12 protein-coding genes are annotated in these 12,903 nt (G+C 64.3%); 11 read left to right on the top strand and 1 reads right to left on the bottom strand.

Annotated features, from left to right (window positions below):
* From QMC81_02245 to QMC81_02195, 11 genes are all read left to right on the top strand, one after another.
* The coding region (locus tag QMC81_02245; GenBank protein ID MDI6906296.1) for an AIR synthase-related protein at positions 1 to 2,444 on the top strand (2,444 nt) is incomplete at its 5' end.
* Positions 2,441 to 3,190 (top strand): phosphoribosylformylglycinamidine synthase I, encoded by a 750-nt coding sequence (gene purQ / locus QMC81_02240; GenBank protein ID MDI6906295.1) that lies wholly within the window; start codon positions 2,441 to 2,443, stop codon positions 3,188 to 3,190. The genes QMC81_02245 and purQ, both read left to right, overlap by 4 nt.
* An 18-nt stretch (positions 3,191 to 3,208) precedes the next feature.
* Positions 3,209 to 4,249 carry an NAD(P)H-dependent glycerol-3-phosphate dehydrogenase gene (locus QMC81_02235; protein MDI6906294.1) on the top strand — a complete coding sequence of 347 codons (1,041 nt, stop codon included), beginning with the start codon at positions 3,209 to 3,211 and terminating at the stop codon, positions 4,247 to 4,249.
* A 176-nt stretch (positions 4,250 to 4,425) separates the two neighbouring features.
* Positions 4,426 to 5,133 carry a Flp pilus assembly protein CpaB gene (gene cpaB, locus QMC81_02230; GenBank protein ID MDI6906293.1) on the top strand — a complete coding sequence of 236 codons (708 nt, stop codon included), beginning with the start codon at positions 4,426 to 4,428 and terminating at the stop codon, positions 5,131 to 5,133.
* Between the two features lie 32 nt (positions 5,134 to 5,165).
* Positions 5,166 to 6,368, top strand: a complete 1,203-nt coding sequence (locus QMC81_02225) for a response regulator (GenBank protein MDI6906292.1) — start codon at positions 5,166 to 5,168, stop codon at positions 6,366 to 6,368.
* Between the two features lie 26 nt (positions 6,369 to 6,394).
* Positions 6,395 to 7,678: a CpaF family protein gene (locus QMC81_02220; protein ID MDI6906291.1), complete on the top strand. Its 1,284-nt coding sequence runs from the start codon at positions 6,395 to 6,397 to the stop codon at positions 7,676 to 7,678.
* A gap of 26 nt (positions 7,679 to 7,704) precedes the next feature.
* On the top strand, positions 7,705 to 8,667 hold the full coding sequence (locus QMC81_02215) for a type II secretion system F family protein (GenBank protein MDI6906290.1): 963 nt from the start codon (positions 7,705 to 7,707) through the stop codon (positions 8,665 to 8,667).
* Positions 8,668 to 8,708: 41 nt separating this feature from the next.
* Entirely contained in the window at positions 8,709 to 9,614 is a 906-nt protein-coding gene (locus QMC81_02210; protein MDI6906289.1) for a type II secretion system F family protein, read from the top strand.
* Between the two features lie 3 nt (positions 9,615 to 9,617).
* Positions 9,618 to 9,962 (top strand): DUF192 domain-containing protein, encoded by a 345-nt coding sequence (locus QMC81_02205; GenBank protein ID MDI6906288.1) that lies wholly within the window; start codon positions 9,618 to 9,620, stop codon positions 9,960 to 9,962.
* A 127-nt stretch (positions 9,963 to 10,089) separates the two neighbouring features.
* Entirely contained in the window at positions 10,090 to 11,235 is a 1,146-nt protein-coding gene (locus tag QMC81_02200) for an iron-containing alcohol dehydrogenase (protein ID MDI6906287.1), read from the top strand.
* Positions 11,236 to 11,264: 29 nt separating this feature from the next.
* The gene (locus QMC81_02195) at positions 11,265 to 11,765 is read left to right on the top strand and encodes a hypothetical protein (protein ID MDI6906286.1); all 501 of its coding nucleotides are present in this window, start codon (positions 11,265 to 11,267) and stop codon (positions 11,763 to 11,765) included.
* A gap of 14 nt (positions 11,766 to 11,779) precedes the next feature.
* On the opposite strand, the gene QMC81_02190 is transcribed toward QMC81_02195, so the two are convergent.
* Entirely contained in the window at positions 11,780 to 12,895 is a 1,116-nt protein-coding gene (locus QMC81_02190) for a DUF763 domain-containing protein (GenBank protein MDI6906285.1), read from the bottom strand.
* Positions 12,896 to 12,903 lie beyond the last annotated feature (8 nt).

Here is a 12,903-nt window from a genome sequence, read left to right as displayed (position 1 = left end):
TCATCCTCACCCGTCTTCTGGTGAACGACACCGTCCAGCACGTTGTGAGGGAGAAGCCCCGAACCCTGCTCCTGACCGGGGAGGCTCTCCCGGCGCGGGTGGTCCCCATTACCAATATGGACGATGAGGCCCTTATGGCCCTCAGCCGCGACCGGCTCTTTCTGAACCTGGACGAGATGCGGCTCATCCGCGATCATTTCCGGGAGGCAGGCCGCGAGCCGACGGACTGCGAGATCGAAATCCTGGCCCAGACCTGGTCGGAGCACTGCGTGCACAAGACCTTCAAGGCCAGCCTCATCGTCGACGGGGTGGAAAAGCCGCCGCTCCTGAAGAGGTTGCAGGAAGCCACCCGCCGGGTGGCTCATCCCCTGGTCCTGTCGGCCTTCGAGGACAACTCGGGCGTCTTCGCCTTCTACAACGGCTGGGCCGTCTGCGGCAAGGTGGAGACCCATAATTCCCCGTCGGCCATCGAACCCTACGGCGGAGCGGCCACCGGAAGCGGCGGTGTTTTCCGCGACATTATGGGTACGGGGCAGGGAGCCGCCGTCGTGGCTTCGACCGATATGTTCTGCTTCGCCTCTCCGGATACCCCGGCGGAGGATATCCCCGCCGGCTGCCTGCACCCGTCTTACCTGTTGCGGCGCGTTGTGGCGGGGGTCCGGGACTACGGCAACCGCATGGGCATCCCGACCTGCAACGGCTCGGTCCACTTCCACCCGGACTTCCGGGCCAAGCCGACGGTCATCGTCGGCGCCTACGGCCTGCTTCCCAAGGCCCGGGCGGGCAAGGGGCACCCCGTGCCCGGGGACCTGGTGGTCGTCATCGGCGGGCGAACCGGCCGTGACGGCCTGCACGGGGCAACCTTTTCCAGCGCGGCCATGACCGACCGTACGGTCGACGTCCACGCCCAAGCCGTCCAGGTCGGCCATCCAATCGAGGAGAAACGGACGGCCGACGCCGTCCTCGCGGCGCGGGACGAGGACCTGATCCGGGCGATCACCGACTGCGGCGCGGGGGGTTTCGCCTCTGCCGTCGGGGAGATGGCCTCTGAGACCGGCGCCGAAATCGCCCTTGATGCGGCCCCCCTCAAGTATGCCGGCCTTGCGCCCTGGGAGATCCTGCTTTCCGAGAGCCAGGAGCGCATGGTTTGCGCCGTGGCCCCGCAGAACTGGGAACGTTTCTCGGCCATCTGCCGCGCCTTCAACGTCGAGGCCACCGTCCTCGGCCGCTTCACCGGTGACGGCCGTTTTCGGGCCACCTACAACGGCGAGACGGTTATGGACCTCTCGATGGATTTTCTGCACTGTGGCCTGCCACAACGGGTGATGCAGGCGAAATCCCCGCCAAAGGGCGCCCCCGGCGTGGCGCCCCCGCTCCCGGAAGATTGGGCGGACTGTTACCGCCGGGTGATGGGCCACCTTAACGTCTGCTCGAAGGAACCGATCGTGCGCGTTTACGACCACGGGGTTCAAGGCTCCAGCGCCCTGCCGCCCTTCGGCGGCCTGGACGGCTCGGGGCCGAACGACGCCTGCATGCTCACGCCGCTCCTCGGCCGGCCATACGGCCTGATTATCAGCCATGGCCTGAACCCTGTCCTGAATCGCCTCGATCCATACTGGGGAGGCCTTTGGGCCTGTGCCGAGGCCGTCGCCAACGCCGTCGCCGCCGGGGCCGATATCCGTGAGACGGCCCTTATCGACAACTTCATCTGGCCCGTGCCCGACGAGGAAACGCTGGGTTACCTGGACCGCGCCGTCGACGCTTGCGTTGACTTCTCGCTGGCCACGGGCATGCCCTTTATCTCCGGAAAAGACAGCCTGTCCAGCACCTACCGCGGTCCCGGCGGCACCCTTGTACATATCCCGCCGGTCCTCTGCGTTTCGGCCTTCGGGCGCGTGCCGGACGTTCGCCACACCGTCTCATCCGACTTCAAGCGCCCCGGGATAAGCGTGGTTATCCTTATCGGACACCGCCGCCACAAGGAGATGGGCGGCTCGGTCTACTGGGATATCCACGGGGTTACCGGGGCCAATCTGCCCCGCCTGGACTTGGCCGGGTTCGTCACCGCCTGTGCCGCCTTGCACGACGCCATTACCGCAGGTGAGGTCCTTGCGTGTCACGACATCAGCGAGGGCGGCCTGGCCGCCGCCCTGGCCGAGATGTGTTTCGGAGGCCGCTGCGGCGCATTGGTGAACATCCCGGAGGGCGTCCGCCCCGATGAGTTCCTCTTTAACGAAACAGCGGGCTGCTTCCTGGTTGAAATCAGGGCGGATCTTGACCCCGCCGCCCTTTTCAAGAACGTCCCCTGGACCCATGTCGGGCGCCCGCAGGAGGAACGGGTGATTGAAGCCCGCACCGCCGCCGGGGAACGGTTGTTCGCCGTTAGCGTCGACGAACTGAAGGCGGCCTGGGACCGTCCTATGCGGGAGGTGTTTGGCGAGTGATCCGGCCGAGAGTCTGTATCCTGCGCACCGACGGCACCAACTGCGACCGGGAAACGGCTTTTGCCTTTGAGATCTGCGGAGCCCAGCCCGATTTCGTACACGTTAACGAGCTACGGTCGGGGCTCAAGCGCCTTACCGACTACGCCCTGATGGCTATCCCGGGGGGCTTTTCTTACGGCGACGACGTACTGTCCGGCAAAATCCTGGCCGTGGAGTTGATCTCCCGTCTCCAGGACCAACTGCAGAATTTCGTCGCGCACGGGCGGCCGGTCCTCGGTATCTGCAACGGTTTTCAGGTCCTGGTGCGTACCGGGCTTTTGCCGTACGTACGCCCGGGGGAGATCAGCGCCACTTTGATGGGTAATGACTGCGGGCACTTTGTCTGCCGTTGGGTCACTCTGAAAGTTGAAAAAGGCCCGTGTGTCTTCACGGCCGGAATGGAAGGAAGGACACTCAGCTATCAGGTCGCCCACGCCGAAGGGAAATTCCTGGCGCCGGAACCGCTTCTGGATGACATCGAGCGCCGGGGGTTGGTGGTTTTCCGTTACAACCCGTACAACCCCAACGGTTCCCTGCGCGCCATCGCCGGAATCTGCGACCCCAGCGGACGGGTGATGGGCTTGATGCCCCACCCCGAACGCTTTGTATTGCCCACCCAGCACCCCAACTGGCGGCGGGGGATGGCAGACGAGCCCCACGGGCTGCCGATCTTTGCGAACGCCGTGCGCTACGCGCGCGAAATGTAAAGGAGAGAGGAACGTCCTGTGGCTACCGTAAGCATCCTGGGTGCGGGGAGCTGGGGCACCGCCCTGGCCTGCCATCTGGCGCGGTCGGGGCACCGCGTCCGTCTCTGGGCACGCAGCGCTTCCCACGCCGCGGTATTGGCAGACGTGAAGGAGAACACCCGCTACCTTCCCGGGGTGTCTATCCCCTCCGGGGTGACCGTTACCGCCGATCTTCCCGCATCACTGCGCGGCTCAGAAGCGGTCGTCTTCGCCGTGCCTTCGCATGCCTTCGGCGAAACCGTATCCCTGGCCCGGCCCTACCTGCCCCCGGTCCCGGTAATCAACGCCGCCAAGGGCATCGAGGAAGATACATTGCGCAGGCTTTCCCAGGTCTGGGCCGATCTGACCGGCGATCGGGAACTGCAGCGTTACTGCGCCCTGTCAGGACCAAGCCACGCCGAGGAGTTGGGGCGGGCCATGCCCACCGCCCTGGTGGCGGCCTCCCCGGTTTCCGCCGTGGCAGAATTTGCCCAGGACCTGTTCATGTCTCCCTGCCTCCGGGTCTACACCAACCGGGACCTCACCGGCGTCGAAACCGGCGGCGCCCTGAAGAACATCATCGCCGTTGCTACCGGGGTCTCCGATGGCCTGGGTTTCGGCGATAACACCCGCGCCGCCCTCATGACCCGCGGCCTGGCCGAGATCACCCGCCTCGGCGTGCGCATGGGAGCCAACCCCCTCACCTTCGCCGGGCTCACCGGAGTCGGGGATCTTATCGTTACCTGCACGAGCATGCATAGCCGCAACCGCCGTTTCGGGATGGCCGTCGGCCGCGGACTCAGCGTGCAAGAAGCCCTGGTCGAGGTCAGCCAGATCGTTGAGGGGGTGCGCACCACCCGCGCCGCCACCCGCCTGGCCGTCCGCTTCGGCGTCGAGCTACCCATCGCCCGGCAGGTCTATGCCATCCTTTTTGAGGGTCTGACGCCCAGCGAAGGTGTCAACCTGCTGATGACGCGTCAACGGAGACACGAAATCGAAGAGGTCGCCCTCTACGGCATCGCCTGGAAAACGCCTGAGTGACCTTACACCTCAAACCCTGACCGAACCGCCCGGATACCCGGGCTTTTTGTGTTAGGGCTTGGGACTCTTGACCCAAGTCAAAATGAGGCCCCTGTCCGATGAACGGGAAGGGGACGGCATGATACGCTGGAACTGCCCGAGACGGTCATTGGGGAAAGGTTGAAAGGAGGAGCCCCGTGCGCAGGCGACTTTTGTTTATTGTGGCCCTGGTCTGCGGCCTGGCGGCAGCGGCCGGCGTCTATTTCTATCTTGACCGGATGGAAGAAACCTATCGCCGTACGGGGGATTTCGAGTCGGTCGTGGTCGCCCGCGAGCCCATCCCGGTCCGTACGCCCATAAAGCGGGAAGCGCTGGCCTATCGTAAGGTGCCGGCGGCGTACATCCACCCCGACGCCTACCGCAAAATCGAAGACGTGGCCGGCAAGGCATCCACGGCAGCGATCCTCCCCGGGGAACAGATTCTCAAATCCCGTACAGCGGCCGTAGGAGAGGCTTCTGAGGACCTGGCCCTGGCTTTGAATCCCGGCGAGCGTGCGGTCAGCGTCGCCGTGAACGAGGTCTCCGGGGTTTCCGGCCTGCTTAAGGTCGGGGACCGCGTGGACGTGGCGGTGACCTTTGACCTCGAAGCCGGCGAGACATCCAACAGTTATACGTCGACCGTTATCCAAAACGTACGCGTCCTGGCCGCCAAGCGCACCTCGGCCTCCGGGGGGCAGCGCGAAGGCAACAAGGCGCAGACGGTTATCCTCGGCGTCACCCCGGCCCAGGCCCAGCACCTTGTCCTGGGCTCCGAGCGCGGCACGATCCGAATGCTGCTGCGCTCCCCCGCAGACAGTGAGGTCCTGTCCATACCCAGCGCCAGGAAGGATCACCTATTGCGCTAAAGTCCGCGAGCAATAACCGAGGAGGGCTGAAGATGGAACCGATCAAGGTCCTGATCGTGGACGATGTCGCTGGAACCCGCGAAGACATCAGGCGCCTGCTCTTCTTCGAGGAGGACATAAAGGTCGTCGGTGAGGCCGACGACGGATCCGTGGCCATCGCCTCGGCCGAGGACCTGAGGCCCGACGTGATCCTAATGGATATCAACCTGCCAGAGATGGACGGCATTACGGCCACCGAAGAGATCACCAACAAGGTCCCGGAAAGCGCCGTGATCATTGTCTCCATCCAGGGCGAGCAGGAGTATATCCGGAAAGCGATGGCCGCCGGCGCCGGTGACTACCTGGTCAAGCCGATCAACTCCAGCGAACTGGCCGCGGCCATCCGGCGCGTACACGAGAAACACAAGCACCGGCAAAACCTCCTCGGTATCCAGGCCCAGGCCAAGAGCCGCCGGCAGGGGAAGATCATCACCGTCTTTTCAACGCGCGGCGGAGTCGGGCGCACGCTGGTCGCCGTAAACCTGGCCGCCGCGCTTGCCCAGGAGGGGCGCAAGACGGTCCTGGTTGACCTGGTCCCGGGCGAAGGAGACATTGAGGTCGCGTTGAACCTCAAGGCGCGCCGGACCCTGGCGGACCTCGTCGATGAATCTTCGACCGAGGACCTGGTGGCCGTGGACAACTTCCTCATCTCCCACTATACCGGGACAAAAGTCCTTTGCAGCCCGTCCCGTGACGACGCCTACCTGGTGACCCCGGAAGCCCTGCAACACGCCCTTGACCTGCTGACCGAACGTTATTCGTACGTCATCCTGGACACCGGAATCCGGCCCGACAGCCTGACGCAAACCGCCTTGTCCGCCGCCGATCTTATCCTGCTCCTGGCGACCCCGGAGCTGTTGAGCATACGCCATGCCCGGTCCGCGCTCGATTTCTTGACAGACCATGATCTTCAGGACCGGGCGGCCATCGTCTTGAACCGGGCCGGGCTTGAGGGCGGCATTAAAACGGCCGAGATTGAGAGAGTGCTGGAATGCAAGTGCCTGGCATCCCTCCCCGAGGACGGGAAAGCCGCCGTCACGTCCTTGAACAAAGGGCAGTCCATCCTGACCACCAGTCCGGCCGGCAAGCTGACACAGGCCATTCGCGCCCTGGCCCGCCAGTTGTGCAGTCCCGAGGAGAAGGACACGGAGGAGACACCGCGCTTGTCCATCGCCGCCCGCCTGTTCAGTCTGTAAAACGGAGAGGGAAGTGAGGAGCGTTGTTGAAGCGTGCACCAAGGAACGGACGCGAACCATACCACGAGTTGAAGGCCGTACTCCATAAGCAGCTTATCGCCGAGCTTCAGAAGCGGCCCGACACCGGGGCGGAATTGACCTCGTCGGTCGTGGAGAGTCTGGCCAAACAGGTCCTGGAGGCGAACACCGAATACCTGCCCCGCCTGGACCGCCAGCGGATCATCGGGGATCTTGTGGACGAGATCCTGGGTTACGGGCCGATCACCCCGTTACTGAACGACCCCGAGGTTAACGAGGTGATGGTCAACGGCCCGCACCGGGTGTACGTGGAACGAAAAGGACGCCTGGAGTTGACCTCCGTTGAATTCCGGGATAATGAACATATCCTCCACATCATCGAAAAGATAGTCACCCCGCTTGGGCGCCGTATCGACGAGAGCATGCCCATGGTGGACGCGCGCCTCCCGGACGGTTCCCGCGTCAACGCAATTATCCCGCCCCTGGCCCTGGACGGTCCCACATTGACCATTCGCAAATTTGCGCGGGAGCGACTCCGGATAGAGGACCTGGTCCGCCTGGGAACCCTTAACCAGGAAATGGCCCGGTTCCTCGAGGCCTGTGTGCGGGCCAGGCTAAACATCGTCGTTTCCGGCGGCACCGGCAGCGGTAAAACGACCACCCTTAACGTCCTGTCGTCTTTCATCCCCGCAGACGAGCGGATCGTAACCATCGAGGACGCGGCGGAACTCCAGTTGCACCAGGAGCATGTCGTCCGCCTGGAATCCCGCCCGGCAAATATTGAGGGCCGGGGGCAGATCACGATCCGTGACCTGGTAAGAAACGCGCTCCGTATGCGGCCCGACCGGATCGTCGTCGGCGAGGTCCGGGGAGGGGAGGCGCTTGACATGCTTCAAGCCATGAACACCGGTCACGACGGCTCTCTGACTACCGGTCACGCCAACGGGCCCCGTGACATGCTCGCCCGCCTGGAGACCATGGTCCTGATGGCCGGGATGGATCTCCCGGTCCGCGCCATCCGGGAGCAGATCGCCTCGGCGGTCGACCTTATAGTACACCAGAGCCGGCTTAAGGACGGCTCGCGCAAGGTCACCCAGATCACCGAGGTCCAGGGGATGGAAGGAGACGTCATTGTCCTGCAAGACATTTTCCTTTTCCGCCAGCAGGGTGTCGATAACGAGAACAGGGCCGTCGGACGGTATGAGGCCACCGGGATCCGCCCCAAATTCATGGAAAAGATCGAGGCTCAGGGGCTACATATCCGGCCCGAGGTTTTTGCCCGCAGGATCTGATTGTACCACCCAAGGGGGGTTCGACTATGCTGCCGATTTTCCTCCTGACCTTCGTTTCCGTCTCTCTACTTGTCTGGTACCTGGCCCAGGCCGCCGGCCGGGGCGACAGGGCCGTCCTCGAGCGGCTGAACCGGCTGGGCGCGCAAACAGACGGCGATCCCCACGCCCACCCGGCCGAAACGGAGCCGGTTTCCGTCATAATCCGCATCGTCCGGGTGCTGGCGCACGTGATGCCTTTGCGCCGCCTCGGGTCCCGGGTGGACGCGGACCTGGCTCGTGCTGACTTCCCGTTGCGCGGGGAGGAGTTCGCCGCCGGAGTGATCCTGGCGGGAATCACCGGCTGGGCGGCGGGCAGCCTCATACTGCGCACGGGTTTAGGAGCCGCTGTTCTGGCCGTCCTTGCCGCCGCCGCACCTTTTTTTGCCCTGCACCTGGCTAAAGCGCGCCGGCTGGCGGCCTTCAACGCCCAGCTGGGGGATGCGCTGGCGATGATCAGCAATACACTGAGGGCCGGCTTCGGCTTCGCCCAGGCCTTGGAAATGGTCTGCAGGGAGATGCCGCCGCCGATCAGCAAGGAGTTCGCCCGCTGCCTGCAGGAGATGAACCTCGGCCTGGGGACGGAAGAAGCGTTACAGACCCTGGTCGGTAGGGTCGGGAGCGACGATCTCGACCTGATGGTCACAGCGGTTATCATCCAACGCCAGGTAGGGGGGAACCTGGCTGAAATCCTGGACAAGATCCGGGATACAATCCGTGAACGGGTGCGTATTAAAGGAGAGATCAAGACCCTTACCGCCCAGGGAAGGATTTCCGGCCTGATCATCGGCCTGCTGCCGGTGGCCCTGGCCCTTGTCCTTCTCCTTATCAACCCCGGTTACCTGCGCGAACTGTTCGGCAACCCCGCCGGACTGGCAATGGTCGCCTATGCCACCGTTTCCGAGGTTATCGGCGTCATCCTGGTCCGGCACATTATGAACATTGAAGTCTAGCAGGTGCATCCTCGGCCCGAGATCCGGAGGGGGAACGGGACTTGCTGCTACTTGTATTCCTGGTGTTAACGGCCGTCACGGCCTTCGTCCTCTTGCTGCTCGAACGCCTTTACAGCGAGCGGTTGGCCGTCACCCAACGCCTGGAGGAATTGGCGGCCGGCGATAAAATCCTACACGCCCGGCAGGCTGAACTGGCGGTACCGCTGTGGCGACGCCTCTTCCAGCCGCTGTTCGGCCGCCTTCAGCGTAGGCAGGCACCGTCCAGCCCCGCGGCAAACGCCCTCACGAAGCGTCTGGCCCTGGCCGGCAGTCCCGGAGGTTTGACGGCCTCCGAGTTCACGATCCTGCGTTACCTGACCGCCGCAGGCGGTGTCGTTATCGGGGCCGCCCTCGCCGCCACCGGTCTCCCGACAGCCACCGGGGTCATTCTGGCCGCCGGCGCCGGGATAACCGGCTGGGCCGCTCCGGGGTTCTATCTCACCTCACGCATTAACCGCCGCCGCCAGGAGGTGCAGAAAGCCCTGCCCGACACCCTCGACCTGCTGACGGTGAGTATCGAAGCCGGGCTCGGGTTTGACGGCGCGGTGCAAAAAGTGGTGGACAAGACCAAGGGGACCCTGGCCTCCGAAATGCGGGAGATGCTCCGTGAAATCCAGGTCGGCAAGCCCCGCCGGGAGGCGCTGCGTGACGTGGCCGACCGCGTGGCGGTCGACGACCTGACGACCTTTATCGGCGCGGTAGTCATGGCCGAACAGATGGGGGTGCGTATTGGCAATGTCCTGCGCACGCAGTCGGACCAAATGCGCCTCAAGAGGCGCCAGCTGGCCGAGGAAAGGGCCCTCAAGGCGCCGGTAAAGATGCTTTTCCCCCTCATCTTCTTTATCTTCCCGGCGACTTTTATCGTCCTGCTGGGGCCGGCCGCCCTGCAGATTCTACGGAGTTTTTGAGCGATGCGCGTCGTCGACCTCACCCTGGGTACCGACCTGGCAGTGAAGGTGGAGGTGGCCGGCACCTTCGGGCGCCGGCTCCTCGGCCTGATGGGCCGCGCCGCTCTGGCCCCCGGCACCGGTCTGCTGCTTACCCCCTGCAGCAACGTTCACACCTGGTTTATGCGCTTTCCCATCGACCTGGCTTATCTGGACGCCGGCTGGCACGTCCTGCACACGGTTGAAGCGCTGGCACCGTTCCGGCTCGGCCCGTGGGTGCGCGGGACCCGCCACGTGCTCGAGCTTCCCGCCCACCGCTTGCGCGAAACCGGCACCCTGCCGGGAAACACCCTGCGCCTGGCTGATTAAGCCCTTCTTTACCTCTCCCTGACGTAAACCTCGGCCATTTAGCAGGAATTGCCCCCTCCCTTATGGAAAAGGCTATCTTTATGGGTATTAAGCCCTGATCAGCATTGCAGGAAGGGTAGGTCTGCCCGTGCTCTTTGACGTCCTGACTCCACCACGCGTCCTTTTCGGTCCCGGCAGCACCTATCGGCTGGGTGAGGAGGTCGTATCTCTCGGCCGGCGGGCGCTGGTGATCACCGGGCGGCGAAGCCTGGCCGAATCGGGTCACATGGACCGTATCACCACCCCTCTGAAGCAGGCCGGGGTAGAAACCGTTTGGCATCAGGTGGACCCCGAGCCGACCGTACAGGCCGTCGACGAGGCCCGCGGACTGTTGCACAGCGAGGGGTGCCAGGTTGTTGTGGGGGTGGGAGGCGGGAGCGTCCTTGACGTCGCCAAGGCCGCCGCCGGGCTCGCGGGCGAGGAAGAACCCACCGCGGCCTTCTTCGATCCCCTGCGTGCACCACGGCCCGGGCTCCCCTGGGTGGCCGTACCGACAACCGCGGGGAGCGGGGCGGAGGCTACTTACAACGCTGTGCTCATCGACCCGGTCCAGCGACGTAAAGCCACTATCCGCGACGGGCGCTGGCTGGCCGCCGTGGCCGTGGTCGACCCCATCCTGACCATGTCCCAGCCGCCAACCCTGACCGCGCAGACCGGGATGGACGCTCTCACCCATGCCATTGAGTCCCATACCTCGCGCTGGCGTACCCCCTATACCTCGGGCATAAGCCGCGAGGCTTTCCGCCTGATCGTGCAAAACTTCTTTACGGCCTATGATTCCGGCCGCCAGCGTGACGCCCGCGAGAAGATGATGCTCGGGAGCCTGATGGCCGGGATGGCCCTGGCCAACGCCCGGGCGGGCCTGGTTCACGCTCTCGCGCACCCGGTCGGCGTCCGCTACGGGCTGCCCCATGGTCTGGTCTGCGGCATTCTGCTTCCTTACGCCGTCCACTTCAATATGGTCCTTCTGGAAGATACTTATGCCGCGCTGGCGATCGAGGCCGGCCTCACCGGAACCGCTGCCGATGCCGGTGCAGCCGCCGCGAAACTGCTCATTTACCTTGAGCGTCTCCGTGAGCGCCTAGGCCTGCCGGAGAAACTTTCCGCCGTCGGGCTTAAGGAAGCCGATATTCCGGCCGTCATCGAAGAAACGATGCCCAGCCAGTCGCTGGCCGCCAACCCCCGCAGGGTAACAAGACAGGACCTGTACGCCCTGCTCCATGACAATCTCTAGTTTTTAGATAACCGTTAGGAGGGGTAATCTTGATCACCAAAACAGACTTCAACTGGCGTAACGAATCCCTGGCCGCCCTATTCCTGATCGCCTTCTTCATAGGCGTGACCAAGGTCATCGAACACTATATCGGGACCTTCCAGCAGACCCTTAACCCCAAACCCCTTCTGGCGGCAGCCATGCTGATCCCGATGCTTTTCGGGGCCGCCCTCGCCGCGATCCGCCTAATCCCGTCCCGGACCCCGCGCCGTTTGAACTGGAAGCGCCTGCTCATCCAGGGGCTCCCGGCACTGGTGCTGGCCGTACCGGTGCTTCTCTGGGCCTGGCCCGGGCTGGAATCTAAGTACGTCTTCTGGTGGCCCCTGCAAAGGTCGAATAACATCGTCACCATTCTCGCCGGGGTATGGTTCGGATGGGCCGTGGTTTCAAGCCTCGAAGCACGGGAAGATGATTCAACCAACGGCCCCTCCGCGGAAACACAAGACCTGGAAGCGGGATCCGAAGAAAAACCCGGGGATAAAATAGGGTAACAGGGGAAGAGTCTTCACCGGCCAGCGGCCGGCGAAGGGGCCTCCGCCTGAAAACGGGCCAGGCGGCCGAAGGCGCTGACCTTCTCGGTCCGGCCGACCCGCGCCGCGGCCAGGGCGCGCTCCAGGCAGGCGACAGAGTTGTCGTATACCCGGCGGTCGATCGGGTAGGGGTGGCCGTCTTTGCCCCCGTGCGCGAAGCTGAAGCGTGCCGGGTCACGGCAGCTGGCAGGGGCCCCATAGACCAGCTCCGCCATGAGGCTCAAGGCACGGACGGCTTTCGGGCCCACGCCCTGGATACCTAGAAGGGCGAGAAAGTCAGGCGGTTGCGCGGCGTAGCTCTTAAGGAGCACCTTTTCCACGCTCCGGGGATCGAGGTCCGAAAGCAGGAGGCGGTGGTGGCGCGCCAGTTCCAGGTGGTTGTCATTCTGCAACCGGGCAAGGTCGCGACAGAGACGGGACGGGTCCAGGCGGGCCAGTTGAGCCGAAACCCGGCGCGCGCCGTCGCTTTCCCGGGCCACCAGGTTTAGAACGGTCTCCCCCGGGACAACGGTACAAACCGCGGCGTGCGGCTCGCATACGAAGTCCTCCAGCCCCTCACTCAGCCAGTGGTAACGGCGGGCGTAGCGGGTGTTCTCATTCATGCCCTGCTGGATCACGGCCCACCGCCCGCTGGCCGAGAAGGCGAAGACGTGATGGTAGAGTTGGTACCCATCCTGGACGGCCGCGTTATCCACCTTGGCCGCCATGCGGCTCGCGAAGGCCAGTACCCCGGGATCCAGGGTAAGGGCGCTGCGTTCCCCCCAGGCGGCGATTTCGTCAGGCGTACGGCGGGAGGTTCCCCCCTTGCCGCCGCAGACGAAAAGCCCCAGGTCCGGGGCACGGTCGCGGAGCGCTTCCTTTAGGGCGCCGGTTACAGTGGTTGTCAGCCCGGAGGAGTGCCAGTCGAAGCCCAGAACGCAGCCGAAGGCCTGGAACCAAAAGGGATCGGCCAAACGCCGCAGGACTTCTTCGGTACCGTTTTCCAGGACAATGATCTCGATGAGGGCCGCAGCCAGATTCTTCATTCGCGCGAAGAGCCACGCCGGGCATTTACCCCCGTGCAACGGCAGATTCGCCGTACCCGTACGCAAAAAGGGCA

It is taken from the genome of Thermoanaerobacterales bacterium (assembly GCA_030019475.1).
In the GTDB taxonomy this organism is placed as follows: Bacteria; Bacillota; Desulfotomaculia; order Desulfotomaculales; family JASEER01; genus JASEER01.
This window is presented reverse-complemented; position numbering and strand designations above follow the sequence as displayed.

Excerpts from the sequence above, each read along its gene's own strand:
- QMC81_02225 (MDI6906292.1), top strand. The coding sequence starts at position 5,166 with ATGGAACCGATCAAGGTCCTGATCGTGGACGATGTCGCTGGAACCCGC.
- QMC81_02215 (MDI6906290.1), top strand. The coding sequence starts at position 7,705 with ATGCTGCCGATTTTCCTCCTGACCTTCGTTTCCGTCTCTCTACTTGTC.
- QMC81_02205 (MDI6906288.1), top strand. The coding sequence starts at position 9,618 with ATGCGCGTCGTCGACCTCACCCTGGGTACCGACCTGGCAGTGAAGGTG.